The sequence below is a fragment of the Stenotrophomonas sp. S41 genome (assembly GCF_016624625.1).
In the GTDB taxonomy this organism is placed as follows: Bacteria; Pseudomonadota; Gammaproteobacteria; order Xanthomonadales; family Xanthomonadaceae; genus Stenotrophomonas.
The window spans coordinates 56,978-79,363 of sequence record NZ_JACVTV010000007.1 but is presented as its reverse complement, the minus strand read 5'-3'; the positions used below and the strand labels follow the sequence as shown (position 1 = coordinate 79,363).

The window sequence follows — 22,386 nt, the reverse complement described above, 5'->3', positions numbered from 1 at the left end:
CCACCCCGCCATCCCACGGAAAGCCAGCTTTTGACGTTGACGTTGACGTTGCTCTAGCGGGTGCAGGGCAGCAGCCCTGCAAAGAAAACCCCACCCTCAGTACCGGGGCCGGCCTTCTTCCAGCACCTGCCGCAGGAACGGCACCGTGATCCGCCGCTTCGCCGCCAGCGACTCCCGGTCCAGCCAGTCCAGCAGCGTGATCAGCCCACCCAGCTCGCGCCCGGTATGCGACAGCAGCCACTCGATGGCTGCCTCGTCGATCGCCAGCCCACGCCGCAGCGCGCGCTCGCGCAGCACCGCCGCCCGCCCTTCCTCGTCCAGCGGCTGCAGCAGCACCCGCACGCACTGGCCCAGCCGAGACCGCAGGTCCGGCAGCACCAGGCCCAGCTCACCCGGCGCGTGCTGCGCCGTGTACAGCACCGTCACCCCCGCCGCGCGCGCACGGTTGTGGAAGTCGAACAGTGCGATCTCGTCCTCGCGGTGGCCCGCCACCGCATCCAGGCCATCGAGCGCCACCAGCTCACGATGCTCCAACCCGTCCAGCGCCGCCGCCACGCGGCCGACCGCGCCGGCCAGCGGCACGTAGGTCGGCAGCCGCCCGGCCTGCTGGGCGCTGGAACACATCGCCAGCGCCTGGTGGGTCTTGCCCGTGCCTGCCGCACCTTCCAGGTAGACCCAGTCATGGCTGGCGCCCACCGCGATCGCACGCAGCTGCGCCAGCGCGCCGTCCGGCGCGCCGATGAAGGTCTCCAGGCGCTGGTCCCGCGGGTAATGCAGGGCCAGCGGAAGTTGCGGCACACCAATCACTTCGGGTCCGGGCCGTGCTCGTAGGGGTCGAGGATGATATGGGGTGCGTCGATCACGCCATCAAGCACGATGGCCGGCTTTTCGCCGACGTACAGCTCGCTCTGGCGGTAACGCTGGTGCGCGTAGCGCAGCAGCACGTTGCTGACCGCCGCCACCGGCAGCGCCAGCAGCATGCCGAGGAAGCCGAACAGCTGACCGCCGGCCATCACCGCGAAGATCACCGCCACCGGGTGCAGGCCGATCTTGTCGCCGACGATGCGCGGGGTCAGCACGTAGCTTTCCAGCAGCTGGCCCACGGTGAACACCACGCCTACCAGCAGCAGCAGCTTCAGGTCGATGCCCTGTGCCTGCACCAGCGCGGCCACCACCGCCATCACGATGCCGGTGGTCGCCCCCAGGTACGGGATGAAGCTGATCAGGCCTGCCACCAGGCCGATCAACAGGCCCAGCTTCAGGCCGACCAGCGACAGGCCGGCGGCGTAGATCACGCCCAGCGCCACCATCACCAGGAACTGGCCACGGATGAACGCGCCCAGCACCTCGTTGGATTCGCGGGCCAGGTTGGTGATCGTGCCGATGTGGTTGCGCGGGATCACCGAGGCGACGCGCTCGACCAGCTTGTCCCAGTCACGCAGGAAGTAGAACGCCAGGATCGGCAGCAGCGCCAGGTTGACCATCCAGGTCACCACGGTGAAGCCCGAGCGCGAGACATAGCCCATGAAGGTCGTGGCGAAGCCGCCGGCCTGCTGCCAGTGGCTGCGCACCCACTCGATCAGCCGGTCCGGGTCCATCCACTGCATTACTTCCAGGCCGGTCTTCTGCTCGAACCACGGGATCCCGGTCTGCATCAGCCAGGCCTGCGCCTGCGGCACGGCGGCCATCAACGTGGTGATCTGGCGCTCGATCATCGGCACCAGCACCAGCAGCAGCGCGGTCACCACCAGCACCATCGCCACGAACACCAGCACCACGCCGGTGTTGCGCGAGCGGCCGGTGGCCTCGATGCGGTCGACCAGCGGGTCGCCCAGCCAGGCCAGCGCCAGGGCCAGCACGAACGGGGTCAGGATGGGGGCCAGCAGCCACACCACCCAGCCGATCAGCAGGGCGACGGCCACGTACTTCAGCCGTCGCAGGAACTGCGCGATTTCCGCTTCCGGGGATTGGGTCATCGCAGCCAGTACTCGTTGCTGACCGGGGCCGGCTGCGGTGCGCCGGTGCTGTCATCGATCGGCGCCGGCAGGGCCGGCAGGGTCGCCGATGGCACCAGCACGCCGTTGTCGCCCAGCATCCGGTTGAAGCCGGCCAGGCCGGTGGTCATTTCAAGGTTCAGCTCCAGGCGGTCGGCCGTCGCCCGCAGCGGGGTGACGTTGCGCACCACCGGCACCTGGCGCAGGCCGGCGGCCAGGCGCAGGTACTGGTCGGTGCTGCCGATGCCGGTAACCACGATGCGGTAGGTACCGGCCGCGCCGGTCGCTGCACCGGCCTTGGCGTAGCGCTTGACCAGGGCGTCGGCGGCGCCGTCGGCACCGGCGGCCATCGCGCGCATGGCGTTGGCGTCCTTGGTAGTCCACTTGTTCAGCTCGCGGCCGTTGTCGACGAACACCCAGTCCGCCTGCCAGCCGCCATTGGCACGGTACAGCTTGCCGATCAGCTGCATCGGCGGCGAGTAGCGGGCCGATGCGCGGGACACTGCGGCGCTGTCCTGGCGCCAGATGGCCCCGGCCAGCGCCTGTTCGGCGGCACCACCGCTGGGCAGGCCCAGCTTGTAGCCACGCTCGATGGCGCGGTTCAGCAGCGGACGGGCCGCATTGGCCTGCTGCACGCTGACCAGGCGCGGGCCGCTGCCGTCGTCCACGGCCAGCCAGACCACCGGCTTCGGCCGCGGCTGCGGCCACAACGGCAGACCCAGGGCCGAGACCAGCGCATCGACGTCATCTTCGCGGAAGCGGGCCACCAGCAGGGTCCGGTAGCTGGGGGCGCCACTGGCGCCGACGCTCTGGTCCTGCTTGAAGTCGTAGCTGGCCACGTAATCCTTGGCGTTGCGCAGGGCCTGCACGACGCCCGGGCGTGCGGTCACGTTGCGGTCGCCGGACAACTTGCCCAGGACCACGCTCAGGGCACGGGCCAGGCCACCGTTGCGGTCGGCCTCGGCCTGGCTGTTGACGGGCACTTCGGCCTCGTAGGCACCACTGGCGGTGGCGACATCTCCCTCGGTGCGAAGGCCGCTCTGGGCCATCGTGGCCACCGGCAGGCACAGCGCAAGGAGCAGGGCGGGAATAAGGCTGCGGCGCATCAGGACATCCATTGGCTCGACGTATCCGGGGGGAATTGTTGCCCGAATACGGACTTTGCGCCAATGCGGCCTGTTAAAATCGTCCGTTCAACCCCTGCCAGCGCCGACGCCCGTGACCAACACCCCGTCTTCCGCCCCCTCCCCCCTCACCTACCGTGACGCGGGTGTCGACATCGACGCCGGCAACGAGCTGGTCGAGCGGATCAAGCCCCTGGTGAAGCGCAGCTTCCGTCCGGAAGTGATGGGCGGCCTGGGTGGCTTCGGCGCCCTGTTCGACCTGTCCAACAAGTACCGCGAGCCGGTGCTGGTGTCGGGCACCGACGGCGTGGGCACCAAGCTGAAGCTGGCCCACCAGCTGAACCGCCACGATACGATCGGCATCGACCTGGTCGCCATGTGCGTCAACGACGTGCTGGTGCAGGGCGCCGAGCCGCTGTTCTTCCTGGACTACTTCGCCACCGGCAAGCTGGACATCGACACCGCCGCGGCGGTCGTGGGCGGCATCGCCAACGGCTGCACCGAGGCCGGCTGCGCGCTGATCGGCGGCGAAACCGCTGAAATGCCCGACATGTACGCCCCGGGCGAGTACGACCTGGCCGGCTTCACCGTCGCCGCGGTCGAGAAGAGCGAACTGAAGGACGGCGCCAGCGTGGCCGCCGGCGACGTGCTGATCGGCATCGCCTCCTCCGGCCCGCACTCCAACGGCTACTCGCTGGTGCGCCGCATCTACGACCGCGCCGGCCAGCCGGCCGACCTGGAGCTGGAAGACGGCGTCAAGCTGGTCGACGCGCTGATGGCGCCGACCCGCCTGTACGTCAAGCCGATCCTGTCGCTGCTGAAGTCGCACGGTGCGGCCATCCACGGCATGGCCCACATCACTGGTGGCGGCCTGACCGAGAACATCATCCGCGTGGTGCCCGACGGCCTCGGCCTGGACATCCAGGCCTCGGCCTGGCCGCTGCCGCCGGTGTTCCAGTGGCTGCAGAAGGAAGGCGCCGTGGTCGACAGCGAGATGTGGCGCACCTTCAACTGTGGCATCGGCTTCGTGCTGATCGTCGCCCCGGAGCAGGTCGCCGCGGTGTCCGAAGCCGTGCAGGCGCAGGGCCTGGACCACTGGCCGATCGGCCAGGTGGTCACCGCCAGCGGCGCCGAACGCGTCCGCATCGCCTGATCGGTACCCAAGGAGCCCGCATGGACGCTACGCCCCCGTTGCCCGCCGCACCGGTGCCGCCCCCGGCCCCGGTTGCGCCCGCACTGACCGCACAGGACATCGACCACCTGCGCCTGCTGGCGATCTTCCATTACGTGGTGGCCGGCCTGGCCGCCGTGTTCGGGCTGATCTTCTGCATGCACATCGTGATGGGCATCGCCATGCTCAGCGGGGCCCTGCCGATGAACTCCAACGGCCAGGCCACGCCGCTGCACGAGCAGCAGTTCATGGGCTGGATGTTCATCATCATGGGCGGCTGCGCGGTGTCCTTCGGGCTGGGCCTGGCAGGCTTCATCGCCTATGCCGGGCGCTGCCTGAAGCAGCGGCGCCGGCACCTGCTGTGCATGGTGGTGGCCGCCATCGCCTGCCTGTTCACCCCGTTTGGCACCGTGCTGGGCGTGTTCACCCTGGTGGTGCTGCTGCGCCCGCAGGTGAAGGCGGCCTTCGAAGCCAACGCGCCTTCCCGCCTCTGAGACACCCGATGGCCGCCGCATGACCGCACGCATCGCCGTACTGGCCTCCGGCCGTGGCAGCAACCTGCAGGCCATCCTTGATGCGATCGACGCCGGCCGCCTGCCGGCCGAGGTGGTGGGGGTCTTCTCCGACCGCCCCGACGCAGCGGCACTGCAGCGCGTGGGGCCCAGCCAGCGCTGGGCACACGCGCCGAAGACCTTCAGCGACCGCGCCGCGTACGAGCAGGCGCTCGGCGATGCCGTCCAGGCCGCGGCCCCGGACTGGATCGTCTGCGCCGGCTACATGCGCATCCTCGGCGCCGACTTCGTGCAGCGCTTCAATGGCCGCCTGGTCAACATCCATCCGTCGCTGCTGCCGCTGCACAAGGGCCTGCACACCCACGCCCGCGCGCTGGAAGCCGGCGATGCCGAGCACGGCGCCAGCGTGCATCTGGTGGTGCCGGAGCTGGATGCCGGCACCGTGCTGGCCCAGGTGCGCGTACCGGTGCTGGCCGGCGATGACGCAGACAGCCTCGCCCACCGGGTGCTGGCGGTCGAGCATCCGCTGCTGATCGCCACCCTGCAGCTGCTGTGCGGCGGCCGCCTGGCTGAACGGGAGGGTCAGCCGACACTCGACGGTCACCCCCTGTTTAGCCCATTGGCTCTAGATTCCGCGGGAAACCTGAACCGGTAACGCCCGTGCACACGCCCCGCTGACTGCGGGGCTGGCATCCTGCCTCCTCCTGCGGTTCCTGCCTGCCATGAAGAACACGCCTCCGTTGCGCAAATTCCTGCTGCTGCCGTTCGCTGTGCTCGCCTTCGCCGCCTGGGCACAGACCCCGCCGCCGGCCGAGCCCGCGCCCGTGGTCCAGGCACCGCCCGAACCGGCCGTGCCCGCGCTGCCGGCGATGGCCTGGGAGCCGCCGCCGCTGCAGCCGTTCAGCGCCACCTACCAGGCCTTCTACAAGGGCAAGGAAGCAGGCGATGCGACCATGCAGGTCAGCCACACCGGCGGCAACCAGTGGCGGGTGGACATGCAGGTGGTCGGCCGTCGCGGCTTCGCCAGCGTGCTCGGCCTGAACCTGGAGCAGAGCACCGTGTTCGAGGAACGCAATGGCGTCTACGCGCCCTTGAGCCAGAGCACCGTGCGCAAGGGCCTGTTCCTGGGCAAGAAGGCGGTGGGCACCTACAACTGGGAAGCCGGCACCGCGCAATGGACCGGTGACGTGAAGAAGGACCGCGCCCAGCCCATCCCGCTGCAGCCCGGCGACCAGAGCGCGCTGCTGCTGAACCTGTCGCTGATGCGCGATGCCCGCCCCGGCGCGGTGATGCACTACCGCTACGTCGAACTGGGCAAGGTGCGCCAGCACGATTACCAGGCCGCCGCACAGACCGAGAACGTCGAGGTCGGCGACCTGTCCTACAACGCACTGAAGGTCTACCGCACCAACGGCGGCAAGAACGAAACCATTCTCTGGATCGCCAACGGTGTCCCCACCCCGGTGCGCATCCTGCAACGCGAAGATGGCGAGGACCGTGTCGACCTGCGCCTGATCGAATACCAAGGAGTATGAGCATGACGACCCTGACCCGCCCGCTGACCTGGATCGCTGCTGCCGCACTGTCGGTGGCCAGCCTGCCGGCCATGGCCCTGCAGCCGTTCAAGGCGGATTACCTGGCCAGCTACATGGGCATGCAGGCCAACGGCACCATGACCCTGGCCAACGAAGGCACCGGCAAGTGGCGCTACAACCTGCAGGTGAAGAACCAGCTGGCCGACCTCAGCCAGAGCACCGTGTTCGAGGAAGTGCGTGGCCAGCTGCGCCCGCTGAGCAGCCAGGACCGCTCGGCACTGCTGGTGAAGAAGCGCAACGTGCAGGCCAACTACAACTGGACCAGCAACCAGGCCACCTGGACCGGCGACATCAAGCCGGACCGCGCCGGCCCGGTCGCGCTGAAGGCCGGTGACATGGATGCGCTGCTGATCAACCTGGCGATCGCCCGCGACCTGGCCGCCGGCAAGCCGCTGACCTACCGCATGGTGGACGAAGGCCGCATCAAGAACATGACCTACAAGGTCGTGGGCAAGGAAGCGGTGACCGTGGGCGGCAAGAGCTACCAGGCCACCAAGGTCTCGCGCGTGGACGGCGACAAGGAACAGATCGCCTGGATCGTGCCCGAGTTCCCGGTGCCGACCCGCATCCTGCAGCGCGAAGGCGGCCGCGACGCGCTGGACCTGACCATCAAGGCGTTGAACTGACGCGCCCGGGGTCGGATCCCTTCCGCCAGGAAGGGCTCTGACCCCATCCATGCTTCCGCGCTGCGCGCTCGCCGGGCATGGCCCGGCGCTACCGTGTTATTTGGCCGCCGACGGCGTGAACTCGGTACGGCAGTCCACCCGGATCTGCTGGCCGCTGCTGCGCCAGACGAAGGTGCGGCAATGGCGGTTGCCTTCCTGGCTGTCGTTCACCGCAACGGCATGGAACGACTGGATGATCTCGTCACGGCTGACCGTGCCATCGCCATTCCAGTCCATGTCCTTCTGCTCGATGCCCTTGGTGATGGCCAGGTTGGCGTACCAGGCATAGCCCAGCCACGCCAGCACGATCAGCACCAGGGCCAGCAGCGCCTTGCGGCGGGGGCTGAAGCGGCCGCGCAGGATCACGGCACGCGCCGGATGGTGGCGCCGAGCGAAGACAGCTTCTCTTCGATGTTCTCGTAGCCACGGTCGAGGTGGTAGATGCGGTCGATGGTGGTGTCACCGTCGGCCATCAGGCCGGCCAGGATCAGCGACGCCGACGCGCGCAGGTCGGTGGCCATCACCGGTGCACCGCTCAGGCGCTCGTGGCCGCGGGCGATCGCCGTGTGGCCTTCCACCTGGATGTCCGCGCCCAGGCGCAGCAGTTCGTTGACGTGCATGAAACGGTTCTCGAAGATCGTTTCGTTGATCACGCCCACGCCGTCGGCCACGCAGTTGAGCGCCATGAACTGCGCCTGCATGTCGGTCGGGAACGCCGGGTACGGCGCGGTGGTCAGGTTGACCGCCTTCGGCCGCTTGCCCTGCATGTCCAGGGTGATGCTGTCTTCGGTGGTCTCGATCGTCGCACCGGCCTCGACCAGCTTGGACAGCACGGCGTCCATGGTGTTCGGGCGCGCGCGGTTCACGGTCACCTTGCCGCCGGTCATCGCGGCGGCCACCAGGAAGGTGCCGGTCTCGATGCGGTCGGGCAGCACTTCATGGCGGCCACCGGACAGGCGCTCGACGCCTTCGATGACCAGACGGGCGGTGCCCAGGCCTTCGATCTTCGCGCCCAGTGCGATCAGGCAGTGCGCCAGGTCGGTCACTTCCGGTTCCATCGCGGCGTTGTCGAGGATGGTGGTGCCCTCGGCCAGCACGGCGGCCATCAGCACGTTCTCGGTGCCGGTGACGCTGACCATGTCGAAGGTGAAGTGGCCACCCTTCAGGCGCTTTGCGGTGGCCTTGATGAAGCCGTTCTCGACCACGATGTCCGCACCCAGCGCCTGCAGGCCCTTGATGTGCTGGTCGACCGGACGCGAACCGATGGCGCAGCCACCCGGCAGCGACACTTCGGCCGCGCCGAAGCGGGCCAGCAGCGGGCCCAGCACCAGGATCGAGGCGCGCATGGTCTTGACCAGCTCATACGGCGCCACGTGCTGGTTGACCGAACGCGGGTCGACCACGATCGCGCTGCCGCGCGACAGGGTGCCCTGGTCGATGGTGACCTTGGCCCCCAGTTCGCCCAGCAGCTTGACCGTGGTGACCACGTCGTGCAGGTGCGGCACGTTGGTGATCTCCACCGGCGCATCGGCCAGCAGGGTCGCGCAGAGGATGGGGAGGACGGCGTTCTTGGCGCCGGAGATGCTCACTTCACCGTGCAGCGCAGCGCCGCCGGTCACAACGATCTTGGCCATGTATTGGGAATCTTCTGCGGTTCAGCCGGCTTCGGCCGGGGTCACGGTTTTCAGCGCCAGCGCGTGGATCGCGCCGCCCATCAGGTCTCCCAGAGTGGCATAGACCATCCGGTGGCGGGCCAACGGCATCTTGCCGGCAAAGGCCTCACAGACCACGGTCGCTTCGAAATGCACGCCATCGTCACCGCGCACGTCGGCGCGGGCGCCCGGCAGGCCGGTTTCGATCAGGTTGCGGATGGTGTCAGCGTCCAACGGGCTTTCCTAATAAAATGAACCCTCATTCTACTTCCGCTGCGTGGCGTCCGCATGGCCGAGTCCTCCCTGCCCCCCCGTTCCGTCGATCCCGCCGCGCTGGTGGCCAGCGGCCGCCGCGTGTTCGAGATCGAGCAGCAGGCGCTGCAGGCCGTGGCCAGCGGGCTGGGCGATGCCTTCCAGCAGGCCTGCCAGGCGATCCTGGGCAGCCGCGGCCGGGTGGTCGCCACCGGCATGGGCAAGTCCGGCCACGTCGCCCGCAAGATCGCCGCCACCCTGGCCTCCACCGGCACCCCGGCCTTCTACGTGCACCCGGGCGAGGCCGGCCACGGCGACCTGGGCATGATCACCGAGGATGACGTGGTGCTGGCGCTGTCCTATTCGGGTGAATCGGACGAGGTGCTGATGCTGCTGCCGGTGCTCAAGCGCCAGGGTAACGTGTTGATTTCCATGACCGGCCGGCCGCAGTCCAGCCTGGCCAAGGCTGCCGACGTGCACCTGGACGTCAGCGTGCCGGCCGAGGCCTGCCCGCTGGCGCTGGCACCGACCTCCAGCACCACCGCCTCGCTGGCGATGGGCGATGCGCTGGCCGTGGCCCTGCTCGACGCGCGCGGCTTCACCGCCGACGATTTCGCCCGCTCGCACCCGGCCGGCAGCCTCGGCCGCCGCCTGCTGCTGCACATCACCGACGTGATGCACAGCGGCGAGGACCTGCCCAAGGTCGATGCCGAGGCCAGCCTCAGCCAGGCGCTGATGGAGATGAGTCGCAAGCGGCTGGGCATGACCGCCGTGGTCGACGCCCAGGGCGTGCTGATCGGCTTGTTCACCGACGGCGACCTGCGCCGCGCGCTGGATACCGAGCTGGACGTGCGCACGGCGAAGATCGCCGAGGTGATGACCCGCAACCCGCGCACCATCGGCGCCGACCAGCTGGCGGTGGAAGCCGCGCGGCTGATGGAGACCCACAAGATCAACGGCCTGATCGTGGTCGATGGCCAGGGCCGCGCGGTCGGCGCGCTGAACATTCATGACCTGTTGCGGGCCCGGGTGGTTTAACCGAGAGTCGGTAGACCCCATTCAGACTGTACCCGCACCCGCCCCAACCGAGCCTGATGCCCTGATGCCCTGGTCCCCCCTGCCCGCCTTCCCCGCCCACCTGCATGCCGCCGCGGCCCGGATCCGCCTGGCCTGCTTCGACGTGGACGGCACCCTCACCGACGGTCGGCTGTACTACGACAAGGACGGCAACGAGAGCAAGGCGTACTTCGTGCAGGATGGTCTGGGTCTGAAACTGCTGCAGCAGCACGGCATCCACCCCGTGCTGATCACCGCGCGCAACAGCCAGTCGGCGCTGCGCCGCGGTGCCGATCTGGGCATCGACACCCAGATCGCGGTGGGCGACAAGCTGGCCAGCGTGCAGGCGCTGTGCGCCCAGCACGGCATCGGCCTGGACCAGGTGGCGTTCATCGGTGACGACCTGCCGGACCTGGCGCCGCTGGGCGCGGTCGGCCTGGCCGTGGCCCCGGCCAACGCCCACCCGTGGATCGCCGAGCGCGTGCACTGGACCACCCGCAGCGACGGCGGCCGTGGCGCCGCCCGTGAGCTGTGCGACGTGCTGCTGGCCGCGCAGGGACACATCGATGCGGTGCTGGCGAGGTTCGGCGCATGAATGCTCCGTCGCTGAACTGGCGCACCGTGCTCGGCGTCGGCCTGCTGCTGGCGGCCCTTCTGAGCAGCTGGGCGGCCCTGCGCAACCGCGACAAGGGGCCGGTGCAGACCGGCCAGGACGTCGGCGTGGATTACATCCTGCACGACTTCCAGATCGTGGCGCTGGACGAACAGGGCAAGGAATCGACCACCCTGCGCGCACCGCTGCTGGAGCGCCAGCGCGGCGACCAGACCATCAACATCACCACCCCGCTGTTCGAGATGCCCGACAAGGACGGCCAGCACTGGACCCTGCGCGCGCAGACCGGCTGGCTCAGCGCCAAGGGCGACCAGATGAAGCTGCGCGGCGACGTTTCCGGCGACAGCCCGGCCGCCCCCGGCGTGGTGCCCACCACCTTCCGTACCGACCACCTGGACGTGTTCCCGAAGGAAAGCCGCGCCCGTACCGATGCCCGGGTCACCATGACCCGCCCGGGCATGGAACAGTCCGGCGTCGGGTTCGAGGTGGATTCGAAGAACAACACGTATCATTTCCTCAGCCAGTCCAAGGGCCGCTACACGCCCCAACGCTGATTCCGCCGCTGGCCCGCGACGTCGCCATTGCGACTGGCGCAGGGCCGCAGCCCCCACCCGCCGCCCGGCCTGACCGGGCAGCCTCACCGGTAGAACGGACCCCGATGAAGATTCCCTTTGCTGCCGTGCTCGCCCTTGGTCTGCTGGTCCCCGCCTTCGCGCAGGCCAAGTCCACCGACCGCAACGAGCCCATGAACATCGATGCCGGCGCACAGGCCGGCAACCTCACCGGCGATGGCAAGACCACGCTGTCGCAGGGGGTGGTCATCACCCAGGGCTCGCTGGACCTGCGTTCGTCCGAGGCCGAGATCTACATGAAGGACGGCGAGGCCGTGCGTGCCGTGTTCACCGGCAAGCAGGCCAAGATGAAGCAGCAGCTCGATGACGGCACCTGGATGGACGCAGTGGCCGACAAGATCGACTACGACATCAAGACCGAGATCATCACCCTCACCGGCAACTACAAGGTGACCAGCGCGCGCGGTACCAATGCCGGCCAGCGCATGGTCTACAACACCCGTACCGGCGAGATGAATTCCGGTGGCGACGGCAGCCGCGTGCGTACCGTCATTCCGCCCAAGAACAAGACGCCTGCTGCGCCGGCGGCCGGGAGCAAGAAGTAATGCTTGTCGCCAAGGGCCTGCGCAAGAAGTACAAGCAGCGCGAAGTCGTCAAGGACTTCGGGCTGACCCTCGATGCCGGTGAAGTGGTCGGCCTGCTCGGCCCCAACGGCGCCGGCAAGACCACCTGCTTCTACATGATCGTGGGCCTGGTGGAAGCCGATGCCGGCAGCATCGTGCTGGACGGCCAGGACATCACCGGCGACCCGATGTACACGCGCGCCAAGCAGGGCGTGGGCTACCTGCCGCAGGAACCGTCGGTGTTCCGCAAGCTGACCGTGGCCGACAACCTGCGCCTGGTGCTGGAGCTGCGCGACGACCTGGATTCGGCCGGCCGCGAGCGCGAACTCAGTGGCCTGCTCGACGAACTGCAGCTGGGCCACGTGGCCGACCAGCTCGGCGCCAGCCTGTCCGGCGGTGAACGCCGCCGCTGCGAGATCGCCCGTGCCCTGGCCGCCAAGCCGCGCCTGATCCTGCTCGACGAACCCTTCGCCGGCGTCGATCCGATCTCGGTCGGCGAGATCCAGCGCATCGTCACCCATCTCAAGCAGCGCGGCATCGGTGTGCTCATCACCGACCACAACGTGCGCGAAACCTTGGGAATCTGCGACCGCGCGTATATCCTCGCTGAGGGCACCGTCCTCGCCCAGGGCTCGCCGGAAGCGATCCTGGACAACGCCGACGTCCGTCGCGTCTACCTTGGAGATTCCTTCAAGCTGTGACCGCGGCCGCCGGGCCCATCCCCTCCGTTTCGGCACAGGCATGAAGACTCGGCTGCAGACATCGTTGGGACAGCAGCTGGTGCTGACACCACAGCTGCAGCAGGCGATCAAGCTGCTGCAGATGTCCACCACCGAGCTGGAGCTGGAAATCGCCCAGGCGGTGGAAAGCAACCCCCTGCTGGACTGGGCCGACAGCAGCGATGCCGGTGCCGGTGCCGGCAGCGACAGCGCCGATGACGGCGGTGCCGACGGCGATGCGCCGCCGGAACCGGCCCCGTCCAGCAGCGACGACTGGGCCCCGGCCGAGCTGGACTGGAACAACCCCGGCAGCAGCGGCAGTTTCGACGACGATGAAGACACCGGCAGCGCCGCCGAGCGCGTGGCCGAGGTCGAGACCCTGGCCGACCACCTGCTGTGGCAGCTGCACCTGTCGCACCTGTCGACGCGCGACCGCAGCATCGGCGCGGCGCTGATCGATGCGCTGGAAGAAGACGGCTACCTGCGCGAGCCGCTGGCGACCATCGCCGAGACCCTGCTGCCAGCCATCCATGCCGGCGAAGACGAGATCCTCACCGTGCTGCACCAGGTGCAGCGCTTCGACCCGGTGGGCGTGGCCGCGCGCTGCCTGGGCGAATGCCTGCAGCTGCAGCTGGACGTGCTGCCCGCCGACACCCCCGGCCTGGCGCTGGCCCGGCAGGTCGCCGCCGGCCCGCTGGAGCGCCTGCCACGCAGCGGCGTGGCCGGCCTGGCCCAGGAACTGAAGCAGCCGCTGGCCGAGGTCGAGACCGCGGTCGCCCTGCTGCGCTCGCTGGACCCGCGTCCCGGCACCCAGATCGCACCGCTGGCGCAGGACACCTACGTGGTGCCGGACGTGGTGGTGTGGCGGCAGAACGGCCTGTGGCGCGCCGCGCTGGCCGCCCACGCCGGGCCCAAGGTGATCATCCACCGCGGCTACGAACAGATGATCCGCCGCTGCGGCGACGCCGACGCCGGTTACCTGCGCGCCCAGCTGCAGGAAGCCCGCTGGCTGCTCAAGGGCCTGCAGGCGCGCGGCGAGACCCTGCTGCGGGTGGTGCGCAGCCTGATCCAGCAGCAGGCAGGCTTCCTCGAATTCGGTGAACAGGCACTGCGCCCGCTGACCCTGCGCGAGATCGCCGCCGAGCTGGGCCTGCATGAATCCACCGTCTCGCGGGCGATCGCCCGCAAGCACGTACGTACGCCGCGCGGCACCCTGCCGCTGCGCGCGTTCTTCGCATCCGGCATCGACACCGAAGGTGGTGGCGAAGCTTCCAGTACCGCCATCCAGGCGATGATCCGCCGCCTGATCGATGACGAAAACCCACGCAAGCCGCTTTCTGACGCCAAGCTGGCTGACCTGCTCAAAACGTCGGGAATCCCAGTAGCGCGGCGCACCGTGGCGAAGTATCGTGAGGCCATGAACATCTCCGCCTCGCACGAAAGGGTCAGAATCGCTTGACGCGCCGCCGCGCCCGGCGGAGAGGTTCATTGGCACATCCGAACACAGGAGAAACCCGATGCGCATCGAAACGTTTGGCAAAGATGTCGAAGTCACCCCGGCCCTGCAGTCGTATGTTGAAGAAAAGCTGGCCCGGGTCGGAAAGCACTTCGACCAGCACTGCGAAGCGCGGGTAACCCTCAAGCTGCAGAAGACCGAACACCACGTCGACGCCAGCCTCAATATTCCCGGCCAGACCCTGCACGCCGAAGCCGGCGGCCAGACCATGTATGCCGCCATCGACGTGCTGGCGGACAAGCTCGACCGTCTGGTGATCAAGCACAAGGAGAAAAAACAGCAGCACGCACCGCTGCCGGTGGGCGACAATGGCGGCTGATCGCCACCGCTCCCCGCAGACATGCCACTGACTGACCTCCTGGCGGCCGTGCAGACCCAGCTCTGCACGGCCACCGACCGCGACAGCGTCCTGCAGGCCGCCGCCGGGTTGCTGGCCTGCCGCCAGGCCAACGCCGAACAGATCTACCTCAACCTGTGCCAGCGCGAAGCCCTGGGCAGTACGGCGATCGGTTGCGGCATCGCCATTCCCCACGGCCGGGCGCCTGCCCTGGACCGTCCCCGCGGCGCCCTGCTGCGGTTGCAGACCCCGGTCGATTTCGGCGGCGATGAACCGGTGGACCTGGTGTTCGCCATGGCCGTCCCCGCCCACTACACCCACCAGCACCTGATGCTGCTGTCCGAACTGGCCGAGCTGTTCTCGACGCCGTCGATCCGCGACGCCCTGCGCGCGGCCGGCGATGCAGGGGAACTGCGCGAGGCCCTGGACCTTCCCCCATCGGCGAGCGCCGCATGAATACCAGCATCACCGCACGCGAACTGTTCGACCAGCAGCGCGAGCGGCTGGGACTGCGCTGGGCCGCTGGCAAGGCCGGCGAAAAACGCGAGCTGGAAGCCGGCAACACGGTCTCCCGCCGCCCTTCGCTGGCTGGCTACCTCAATGCGATCTACCCCAACAAGGTGCAGATCCTCGGGACCGAGGAACTGTCCTGGCTGGACGCGCTGGAACCGCGCCAGCGCTGGGAGACCATCGAGAAGATCATGCAGTCGCACCCGCTGGCGCTGGTGCTGACCCGCAACCAGGCGTGCCCGGAAGACCTGCGCGCGGCCGCCGATGAATCCGGCACGCCGCTGTGGCTGTCGCCCAAGCGCGGCCATGAACTGCTCAACCACCTGTCCTACCACCTGGCGCGCACGCTGGCGCCGCGGGTGATCCTGCATGGCGTGTTCATGGAGATCTACTCCATCGGCGTGCTGATCACCGGTGAGGCCGGGTCGGGCAAGAGCGAGCTGGCGCTGGAACTGCTCAGCCGCGGCCACCGCCTGGTGGCCGACGATGCCCCCGAATTCACCCAGATCGCCCCCGACGTGCTTGATGGCACCTGCCCCGAGCTGTTGCAGGACCTGCTGGAAGTGCGCGGCCTGGGCGTGCTGAACGTGCGCGAGATGTTCGGTGATACGGCGGTAAAGAAGAACAAGTACCTTCGGCTGATCGTCCACCTGACCAAGCCGATGACCGAACCCACCCCGCACGGTTACGAGCGCCTGACCGGCGATTCGGGCACCCGCCACGTGCTGGACCTGGACGTGCCGCTGATCACCCTGCCGGTGATGCCCGGCCGCAACCTGGCGGTCCTGACCGAGGCGGCCACCCGCCTGCACATTCTGCGTACCAAGGGTATCGACCCGGCGGCGATGTTCATCGCCCGCCACAGCAACCTGCTGGAACGGCGAACGCCCTGAGCCCCACCACCAAGAGCCTGTCCATGAGCACCCCCACCCCCACCGCCCCGACCCTGATCATCGTCAGCGGCCTGTCCGGCTCGGGTAAATCCGTCGCCCTGAAGACCTTCGAGGACCAGGACTACTACTGTTCGGACAACCTGCCGATCCAGCTGCTGCCGGATTTCGTCCGCAGCGTGCTGGAGAACCATGACGGTGGCGCGCCGCGCCGGCTGGCGGTGGGCATCGACGTCCGCGGCCAGGCCGACCTGAGCCAGCTGGCCAACTGGCGCAAGCTGGCCACCGATGCCGGCGTGGAAGCGAAGGTGCTGTACTTCGAGGCCAGCGACGAGACGATGCTCAAGCGCTATGCCGACACCCGTCGCCGGCACCCGCTGAGCCAGCTCGGCCTGTCGCTGCCCGAAGCGATCGCTCGCGAGCGCGAGCTGATCGCACCGCTGCGCCGCGAGGCCGACGTGGTGATCGATACCAGTGCATTGAACGTGCACCAGCTGCGCCGGCGCATCATCACCGAGTTCGCGATGGGCCACGCCACGCGCCTGTCGCTGCTGTTCGAATCGTTTGCCTACAAGCGCGGCGTGCCGGCCGAGGCCGACTTCGTGTTCGATGCGCGCGTGCTGCCCAACCCGCACTGGGACCCGGACCTGCGGGCACTCAGCGGCCGCGAGCCCGGCGTGCGTGACTATCTGGAAGCGCAGCCGGACGTGCAGCGCTACCTGACCCAGCTGATGGATTTCCTCGACACCTGGCTGCCCAAGCTGGGCGATGGCACGCGCAGCTACGTGACGGTGGCCTTCGGCTGCACCGGCGGCAAGCATCGCTCGGTGTACCTGGCCGAGCGCATGGCACGGCACGCCCGAGAGATGGGCTGGGAAGACGTGGCCACGTACCACCGCGAACAGGATTGAGGGCAGCCGGGCTGCGCCCGGCACCCGCCGATGCAACGTCAACGTCAACGTCAACCGCGGCATTCCCTGCGATGGCGGGGCGGTGTGGGTATGCAGGACACGCCGTGAACCCCCCTCCGGGGTCCGGCCCAGCCGCTAGCGGCTGGGCGTTCGGGCGCTTGCGAAGCAGTGCTTCGCAAGCAAAGCGCCCTCACCCATGGGGGCTCGTAGGCGCCATCCATGGCGCCTGCGGTCCTGCATACCCACACCGCCCCGCCTTTGACACATTCCGTGTGCTGTTGGTAGGTGTCGACCTTGGTCGACACGATAAGGTCGGATCCCTTTTTCAACGAAAAAGGGCTCTGACCCCGGCAACGCTGAATACGGGACACAGTGCCCCTCTCCTGCTGCTATCGCCAATTCACCTCGACCTGTTAACGTGCAGTAATGACCTGTGGCATTCTCCTCGTAACACATCCCGGGGTCGGGACCGCCCTGCTTGACGTGGCGACCCGGCTCCTGCGGCAATTGCCGCTGAAAACCGAAGCTTTCGAAGTACCGTTCGACGCAGACCTGGATGCCCTTCTCCCGCTCGCTTCGGCTGCTCTGCGCCGGGTCGATGGTGGCGAAGGCGTGCTGATCCTGACCGACCTGTACGGCGCCAGCCCCGCCAACCTTGCCGGGCAGCTGGCCCGGTTGGGGACCCCGGTTCGCCGGGTGTCGGCGCTGAGTCTGCCGATGTTGCTGCGGGTGATGAATTATCCGGAACAGGGACTGGATCAACTGCCCGCCACAGCCGCGGCGGGCACCCGTAATGGAGCGATAGTCGACGATGCTTGAACGAGAACTCACCGTGAGCAACCGCCTGGGCCTGCATGCCCGGGCCACCGCCAAGCTGGTGCAGACGCTGGCCCCATTCCGCTGCAACGTGACCATGGCCGCCAAGGGCCGTGAGATCAACGCCAAGAGCATCATGGGCGTGATGCTGCTGGCCGCCGCCCAGGGCACCCCGGTCACCATCCGCATCAACGGCGAGGATGAAGCCGCGGCGATGGACGCCGTGGTCGACCTGTTCGAGCGCCGCTTCGACGAGGACAGCTGAGCGTGCCACGCGCACGCGCCGGCCAACCTGCCACCGGCCAACGGCCGGTACAGCTGCTGGCCGGCCACGGCGCCGCACGCGGTTCGGCGATGGGACGGGCGCGGGTGCGCCTGCCGCACGCGCTGGAAGTGGCCGAACAACGCGTCGCACCACAGCAGGTGGAGGCCGAGCTGGCCCGCCTGCACCGCGCACTGGATGCCGCACGCGCGGAAATGCATGACCTGCGCCAGCGCCTGCACGGTGCACTGAGCCACGATGTCGGCGAATTCCTCGACCTGCACGCGCTGCTGCTGGACGATCCCGAACTGCTGTATGGCCTGGACGAACTGATCCGCAGCGGCCCCTACAGTGCCGGCTACGCGCTGCGCCTGCAGCGCGACCGCCTGGCCAAGGTCTTCGATGGCATGGACGATGCCTATCTGAAGAGCCGCATGGACGACCTGGACCATGTGATCGGCCGCATCCACGCCTTCCTGCAGCCCGACCGCCCGCCGGTGGTGAAGGGCCTGGCCGGCGAGATCCTGGTCTGCGACAACATCGCCCCGTCCGAGCTGGCCCAGCTGCAGGCGCAGGGCGTGGTCGGCATCGTCACCGCCGCCGGCAGCGCGCTGTCGCACAGCGCCATCCTTGCCCGCAGCCTGCACCTGCCGCTCATCGTCAACGTGCAGCAGGTGCTCAGCCGCATCGCCGACGGCGACGTGCTCATCATCGATGGCGCCGACGGCAGCATCACGGTCAACCCGCAGGCCGACAACCTGCGCGATTACCGCGTGCGCCTGAAGGAGCACGCGCGCGAGCAGCGCGAGCTCGGCCGCCTGCGCAGCAAACCCAGCCGTACCCGCGACCAGGTCGACATCGCCCTGCTGGCCAATGCCGAATCGCTGGAGGACGTGACCCAGGCGCATGCGCTGGGCGCTCAGGGGCTGGGCCTGTACCGCACCGAATTCCTGTTCCTGCAGCGCAACGAGCTGCCGGACGAAGAAGAACAGTTCCAGACCTACCGCGATGCCGCCCTGGGCATGAGCGGGCGACCGGTCACCATCCGCACCCTCGACCTGGGCGCGGACAAGGCCGATCGCACCGGGCTGACCCTGAGCAACGAGGAAAACCCGGCACTGGGCCTGCGCGGCGTGCGCCTGTCGCTGGCGCGGCCGAAGGTCTCCGACACCCAGCTGCGCGCGATCCTGCGCGCGTCGGCCTACGGCAAGCTGCGGGTGCTGATTCCCATGGTCAGCACCCGCGAGGAACTGCTGGCGGTACGCCGGCGCATGCTCAAGCTGACCGAACAGCTGCGCGGCGAAGGCCACGTGGTGGCCGAGCACGTGCCGTTGGGCGCGATGATCGAAGTGCCCGCCGCTGCGCTGGCGCTGGAGAGTTTCATCGACCTGGTCGACTTCCTGTCGATCGGCACCAACGACCTGGTGCAGTACCTGCTGGCCGCCGACCGCAACAACGAAGCGCTGGGCGAGCTGTATTCGCCGCTGCACCCGGCGGTGCTGCGCCTGCTGCAGATGGTCATCGACACCGGCGCACGCCATCGCATCCCGGTGGCCGTGTGTGGCGAGATGGCCGGCGACGCGCGCATGACCCCGCTGCTGCTGGCACTGGGGTTGAGCGAGTTCAGCCTGCACCCGGGCACCCTGCTGGAAGTGCGTCGTGCGATCCGCGAGGCCGACCTGGCCACCCTGCGCGCACGCGCGCCGAAACTGCTGGCCGCGCGCGACCGCCGCGGCATCGAGCGCTGGCTGGCGCTGGTGGCCGAGACTCCCTGACTGCCGCGCTACGCGCTCGCCGGGCACGGCCCGGCGCTACCACCACAACGCATCCCCGGTAGCGCCGGGCCATGCCCGGCGGCTATGCGTTGAAACATCCGCTTGCGATAATGACGCGCTGAACACCCCTCTTGCCGCATCCTTGCCGGGATCGCGGCTTTTCTCTTCCCGCGGGAGCTGTGATGGCTGAAGCCGTACGCCACGACAAGACTGCACGCCAACTGCGGATGCTGTCCGATGCACTGGACAGCGGCCGGCTGGGGCCGGTGCGTCGGCTCGTCAACACGCTGGCGCCGGCCGAGATCGGCAACCTGCTCGAATCGCTGCCCCCGGGCAAGCGCGAAGTGGTGTGGGGGCTGGTCGATCCCGAGGACGATGGCGAGGTGCTGGTCCATGTCGGCGAGGAAGTGCGCGAGAGCCTGCTCGCGGACATGGACCCCGACGAAATCATCGCCGCGGTCGAAGACCTGGACATCGATGACTTGGCCGACCTGGTCGAGGACCTGCCCGATACGGTCATCGACGAGGTCCTCAAGTCGATGGACCGCGAGAACCGCGAGCGCCTGGAACAGGTGCTGTCGTATCCCGAGGACAGCGCCGGCCGACTGATGAACCCGGACGTGGTGACCGTGCGCGCCGACGTCAATGTCGACGTGGTGCTGCGCTACCTGCGCCTGCGTGGCGAACTGCCCGACCACACCGATCACCTGTTCGTGGTCAGCCGCCGCCACCAGTACCTGGGCCGCGTGTCGCTGGCCGCGCTGGTCACCCACGAAGACACCACGCCGATCAACCGCCTGATCGACGACGAACAGCCGGCCATCGACGTCGGCGAGAGCGACCAGGAAGTCGCCCGGCAGTTCTCCGACCATGACTGGGTGTCCGCGCCGGTGGTGGACGACAACAACATCCTGCTCGGCCGCATCACCATCGATGACGTGGTGGACATCATCCGTTCGCAGGCCGAGCACCAGGCACTGGGCGCGGCCGGCCTGGACGAAGAAGAGGATCTGTTCTCGCCGATCAAGCGTGCCGTGCGCGGCCGCGTGGTCTGGCTGGGCATCAACCTGTGCACGGCGTTCCTCGCCGCCAGCGTGATCGGCCAGTTCGAACTGACCCTGCAGAAGGTGGTGGCGCTGGCGGTGCTGATGCCGATCGTCGCCGGCGTCGGCGGCAACGCGGCGGTGCAGGTGCTGACCCTGATGGTGCGCGGCATCGCGCTGGGCCAGGTGGGCCAGAGCAATGCGCGCATCCTGCTGTGGAAGGAAGCGCGCGTGGCGCTGATCAACGGCACGCTGATCGGCCTGCTGGTCGGGCTCATCGCGTTCGTGTGGTTCCACAGCCTGCTGCTGTCGCTGGTGATCACCCTGGCGCTGATCATCAACTTCCTGGCCGCGGCGCTGGCCGGCGTGCTGCTGCCGCTGCTGCTCAAGCGCATGAACGTGGACCCGGCCGTGGCCGGCACCGTGGTGGTGACCGCGGTGACCGACGTGATGGGCTTCTTCAGCTTCCTCGGCCTGGCCACCCTCATTCTGCTGCACTGAACCTGCATGGGGTCGGATCCCGCGAAGCGGGCTCCGACCCCGACTGCATCAACTCCGGACGCCCCCATGGCCACCACGATTGAAAACTACTTCCAGCCCGGCTGGCGCGAGCAGATGCACACCTGTGCCGCCTGCGAGTGGAAAGGCAACGCGCGGGCGATGGTGATGGAGCTGGACGAGGACGCCACCGAGTACGACTGCCCGGTGTGCGAGAACCCGCTGCTGGTGGTGATGCACCCGGACATGGCGCAGGTGCAGGCCGCCGCTGCCGAGGGCAATGCCGAGGCGCAGGAGCAGCTGGACATCATCGCCAGTTTCCCGCGCCCGGACTGATCCGGCGCTGGCCGATCACCGGGCCCGCACTACGGCTGCGGCGGGCGACGCCCGGAATTCCGCAGCAGCCATGCGGCGCGCGCGCGTGCCTGGTCCAGTTCGTCCGACGACATCGACAGCCCCAGTGCTTCGGCTACCGAACCTGCTCCGCACATCGAGCCTGTTGCGCAAAGCTGGTGGAGCAGTGGCGAGTCCGCTCCGCAAGGCAGGCCGCGGTCGCAGGCGGCCAGCATCCATGCCGCCGAGTCGGCCTGCGTGCCCGCCGGGTACGGACTGAGGGCCGCCATCGACCCATCACCGGAATAGCCCAACGCCCGCGAGAGTGCCAGGTAGGCGTAGGGATCCTGGGCCGACAATGCCAACTCGATCACGCGCTTCTGGTCTGCCGGCGAGAGCTTCGGCTCCCCGTACGCCCGCGTGCCCTCGAACACGTCTTCGACCTGCGCGGCAAACGCTCCCTGGTCGGCGGCCACGCGCCGGTATCGCCCCCATGCCAGCGCAGCTTCGTTGCCATCGATTCCCTCGCAGCGTTGCCCCATCCAGGCCGTGCTGCGGTACTTGGCGGCCCGTTGCCCGGCAGGCATGGCGGAGAGGTCCAACATCTGCGGATCGAAGGACCAGATGCATTCGTTGTAGATGCGGCTGAGCAGATAGCTGGCCTCAGCATCGCCCGCCAGTGAGCGTTGCTTCAATCCATCGATCATCGGCGACAACCACTTCGCCGATGCGTAGCGGGCCTGCAGATCGGTTTCGAGCGGCTGCCCTGACGGGCGGGCAACCTGCTGCTGCCAGATGCTGCCAGCGCCCTGCGTCTCCTGCCCGGTCGCATGCAGGGACTGCCCGCCCTGCGGTGCCCCCTGCCAGTGCCACTGCACTGCCAGCACCAGCACCAGCACCACAACCGCGGCCAATCCAACCGCCGCGCGCCTGCCAATACTCACGTT

27 protein-coding genes are annotated in these 22,386 nt (G+C 68.5%); 20 read left to right on the top strand and 7 right to left on the bottom strand.

The window, feature by feature from the left end; translation table 11 throughout:
- Nucleotides 1–96: 96 nt before the first annotated feature.
- From hda to IAE56_RS03250, 3 genes are read right to left on the bottom strand one after another with little or no spacing between them, the layout of a single operon-like run.
- Nucleotides 97–804 carry a DnaA regulatory inactivator Hda gene (gene hda, locus IAE56_RS03260; RefSeq protein WP_200751444.1) on the bottom strand — a complete coding sequence of 236 codons (708 nt, stop codon included), beginning with the start codon at nucleotides 802–804 and terminating at the stop codon, nucleotides 97–99.
- Nucleotides 804–1,976, bottom strand: coding sequence for an AI-2E family transporter (locus tag IAE56_RS03255; protein ID WP_108768050.1), 1,173 nt, complete (start codon nucleotides 1,974–1,976; stop codon nucleotides 804–806). Before IAE56_RS03255 ends, hda begins: the two co-directional genes overlap by 1 nt.
- Nucleotides 1,973–3,100 carry a DUF2066 domain-containing protein gene (locus IAE56_RS03250; RefSeq protein WP_234455851.1) on the bottom strand — a complete coding sequence of 376 codons (1,128 nt, stop codon included), beginning with the start codon at nucleotides 3,098–3,100 and terminating at the stop codon, nucleotides 1,973–1,975. The genes IAE56_RS03255 and IAE56_RS03250 overlap by 4 nt, the downstream gene beginning before the upstream one ends.
- 112 nt (nucleotides 3,101–3,212) lie before the next feature.
- On the opposite strand from IAE56_RS03250, the gene purM reads away from it, so the two are divergent.
- The 5 genes from purM to IAE56_RS03225 all read left to right on the top strand — a co-directional run bounded on the left by purM (nucleotide 3,213) and on the right by IAE56_RS03225 (nucleotide 7,022).
- A complete protein-coding gene (gene purM, locus IAE56_RS03245; protein WP_108768048.1) occupies nucleotides 3,213–4,271 on the top strand; it encodes a phosphoribosylformylglycinamidine cyclo-ligase in 1,059 nt (352 codons plus the stop codon).
- A gap of 20 nt (nucleotides 4,272–4,291) precedes the next feature.
- Entirely contained in the window at nucleotides 4,292–4,783 is a 492-nt protein-coding gene (locus IAE56_RS03240; protein WP_200751441.1) for a hypothetical protein, read from the top strand.
- A gap of 19 nt (nucleotides 4,784–4,802) precedes the next feature.
- Nucleotides 4,803–5,456, top strand: a complete 654-nt coding sequence (gene purN, locus IAE56_RS03235; protein ID WP_200751440.1) for a phosphoribosylglycinamide formyltransferase — start codon at nucleotides 4,803–4,805, stop codon at nucleotides 5,454–5,456.
- A gap of 67 nt (nucleotides 5,457–5,523) precedes the next feature.
- The gene (locus IAE56_RS03230) at nucleotides 5,524–6,336 is read left to right on the top strand and encodes a DUF3108 domain-containing protein (protein WP_200751439.1); all 813 of its coding nucleotides are present in this window, start codon (nucleotides 5,524–5,526) and stop codon (nucleotides 6,334–6,336) included.
- Nucleotides 6,337–6,338: 2 nt separating this feature from the next.
- Nucleotides 6,339–7,022 (top strand): DUF3108 domain-containing protein, encoded by a 684-nt coding sequence (locus tag IAE56_RS03225; RefSeq protein ID WP_108768044.1) that lies wholly within the window; start codon nucleotides 6,339–6,341, stop codon nucleotides 7,020–7,022.
- Nucleotides 7,023–7,118: 96 nt separating this feature from the next.
- On the opposite strand, the gene IAE56_RS03220 is transcribed toward IAE56_RS03225, so the two are convergent.
- From IAE56_RS03220 to IAE56_RS03210, 3 genes are read right to left on the bottom strand one after another with little or no spacing between them, the layout of a single operon-like run.
- Complete coding sequence (locus IAE56_RS03220; protein WP_200751438.1) at nucleotides 7,119–7,427, bottom strand: EF-hand domain-containing protein; 309 nt, start codon at nucleotides 7,425–7,427, stop codon at nucleotides 7,119–7,121.
- Nucleotides 7,424–8,695, bottom strand: coding sequence for a UDP-N-acetylglucosamine 1-carboxyvinyltransferase (gene murA, locus IAE56_RS03215; protein WP_108768042.1), 1,272 nt, complete (start codon nucleotides 8,693–8,695; stop codon nucleotides 7,424–7,426). The genes IAE56_RS03220 and murA overlap by 4 nt, the downstream gene beginning before the upstream one ends.
- A gap of 21 nt (nucleotides 8,696–8,716) precedes the next feature.
- A complete protein-coding gene (locus IAE56_RS03210) occupies nucleotides 8,717–8,947 on the bottom strand; it encodes a BolA family protein (RefSeq protein ID WP_021202589.1) in 231 nt (76 codons plus the stop codon).
- 54 nt (nucleotides 8,948–9,001) lie between these two features.
- On the opposite strand from IAE56_RS03210, the gene IAE56_RS03205 reads away from it, so the two are divergent.
- The 15 genes from IAE56_RS03205 (at nucleotide 9,002) to IAE56_RS03135 (ending at nucleotide 21,442) form a co-directional block, all read left to right on the top strand.
- Nucleotides 9,002–10,003, top strand: a complete 1,002-nt coding sequence (locus IAE56_RS03205) for a KpsF/GutQ family sugar-phosphate isomerase (RefSeq protein WP_200751437.1) — start codon at nucleotides 9,002–9,004, stop codon at nucleotides 10,001–10,003.
- 64 nt (nucleotides 10,004–10,067) lie between these two features.
- Complete coding sequence (locus IAE56_RS03200) at nucleotides 10,068–10,616, top strand: HAD hydrolase family protein (protein ID WP_200751436.1); 549 nt, start codon at nucleotides 10,068–10,070, stop codon at nucleotides 10,614–10,616.
- The gene (lptC, locus tag IAE56_RS03195) at nucleotides 10,613–11,188 is read left to right on the top strand and encodes an LPS export ABC transporter periplasmic protein LptC (RefSeq protein WP_200751435.1); all 576 of its coding nucleotides are present in this window, start codon (nucleotides 10,613–10,615) and stop codon (nucleotides 11,186–11,188) included. Before IAE56_RS03200 ends, lptC begins: the two co-directional genes overlap by 4 nt.
- Before the next feature lie 104 nt (nucleotides 11,189–11,292).
- Nucleotides 11,293–11,811 (top strand): lipopolysaccharide transport periplasmic protein LptA, encoded by a 519-nt coding sequence (gene lptA / locus IAE56_RS03190; RefSeq protein WP_108768038.1) that lies wholly within the window; start codon nucleotides 11,293–11,295, stop codon nucleotides 11,809–11,811.
- Complete coding sequence (gene lptB, locus IAE56_RS03185; protein ID WP_108768037.1) at nucleotides 11,811–12,530, top strand: LPS export ABC transporter ATP-binding protein; 720 nt, start codon at nucleotides 11,811–11,813, stop codon at nucleotides 12,528–12,530. The genes lptA and lptB overlap by 1 nt, the downstream gene beginning before the upstream one ends.
- Before the next feature lie 40 nt (nucleotides 12,531–12,570).
- Nucleotides 12,571–14,007, top strand: coding sequence for an RNA polymerase factor sigma-54 (locus tag IAE56_RS03180; protein ID WP_200751434.1), 1,437 nt, complete (start codon nucleotides 12,571–12,573; stop codon nucleotides 14,005–14,007).
- Nucleotides 14,008–14,065: 58 nt separating this feature from the next.
- Nucleotides 14,066–14,383 (top strand): ribosome-associated translation inhibitor RaiA, encoded by a 318-nt coding sequence (raiA, locus tag IAE56_RS03175; protein WP_079220898.1) that lies wholly within the window; start codon nucleotides 14,066–14,068, stop codon nucleotides 14,381–14,383.
- A 21-nt stretch (nucleotides 14,384–14,404) separates the two neighbouring features.
- Nucleotides 14,405–14,857 (top strand): PTS sugar transporter subunit IIA, encoded by a 453-nt coding sequence (locus IAE56_RS03170; RefSeq protein ID WP_108768035.1) that lies wholly within the window; start codon nucleotides 14,405–14,407, stop codon nucleotides 14,855–14,857.
- Complete coding sequence (gene hprK, locus IAE56_RS03165; protein WP_079220896.1) at nucleotides 14,854–15,804, top strand: HPr(Ser) kinase/phosphatase; 951 nt, start codon at nucleotides 14,854–14,856, stop codon at nucleotides 15,802–15,804. Before IAE56_RS03170 ends, hprK begins: the two co-directional genes overlap by 4 nt.
- A 23-nt stretch (nucleotides 15,805–15,827) precedes the next feature.
- Nucleotides 15,828–16,712: an RNase adapter RapZ gene (gene rapZ / locus IAE56_RS03160; RefSeq protein WP_200751433.1), complete on the top strand. Its 885-nt coding sequence runs from the start codon at nucleotides 15,828–15,830 to the stop codon at nucleotides 16,710–16,712.
- A gap of 426 nt (nucleotides 16,713–17,138) precedes the next feature.
- Entirely contained in the window at nucleotides 17,139–17,531 is a 393-nt protein-coding gene (locus tag IAE56_RS03155) for a PTS fructose subfamily transporter subunit IIA (protein WP_010483657.1), read from the top strand.
- On the top strand, nucleotides 17,524–17,793 hold the full coding sequence (locus IAE56_RS03150) for an HPr family phosphocarrier protein (RefSeq protein ID WP_079220894.1): 270 nt from the start codon (nucleotides 17,524–17,526) through the stop codon (nucleotides 17,791–17,793). Before IAE56_RS03155 ends, IAE56_RS03150 begins: the two co-directional genes overlap by 8 nt.
- Nucleotides 17,794–17,795: 2 nt before the next feature.
- Entirely contained in the window at nucleotides 17,796–19,565 is a 1,770-nt protein-coding gene (gene ptsP / locus IAE56_RS03145; protein ID WP_200751432.1) for a phosphoenolpyruvate--protein phosphotransferase, read from the top strand.
- A 182-nt stretch (nucleotides 19,566–19,747) separates the two neighbouring features.
- A complete protein-coding gene (mgtE, locus tag IAE56_RS03140) occupies nucleotides 19,748–21,109 on the top strand; it encodes a magnesium transporter (protein WP_108768033.1) in 1,362 nt (453 codons plus the stop codon).
- Nucleotides 21,110–21,175: 66 nt separating this feature from the next.
- A complete protein-coding gene (locus IAE56_RS03135; protein ID WP_108768032.1) occupies nucleotides 21,176–21,442 on the top strand; it encodes a hypothetical protein in 267 nt (88 codons plus the stop codon).
- Between the two features lie 29 nt (nucleotides 21,443–21,471).
- Here the strand turns inward: IAE56_RS03135 and IAE56_RS03130 are convergent, their stop codons facing one another.
- Entirely contained in the window at nucleotides 21,472–22,383 is a 912-nt protein-coding gene (locus IAE56_RS03130) for a hypothetical protein (RefSeq protein ID WP_200751431.1), read from the bottom strand.
- Between the last annotated feature and the right edge of the window lie 3 nt (nucleotides 22,384–22,386).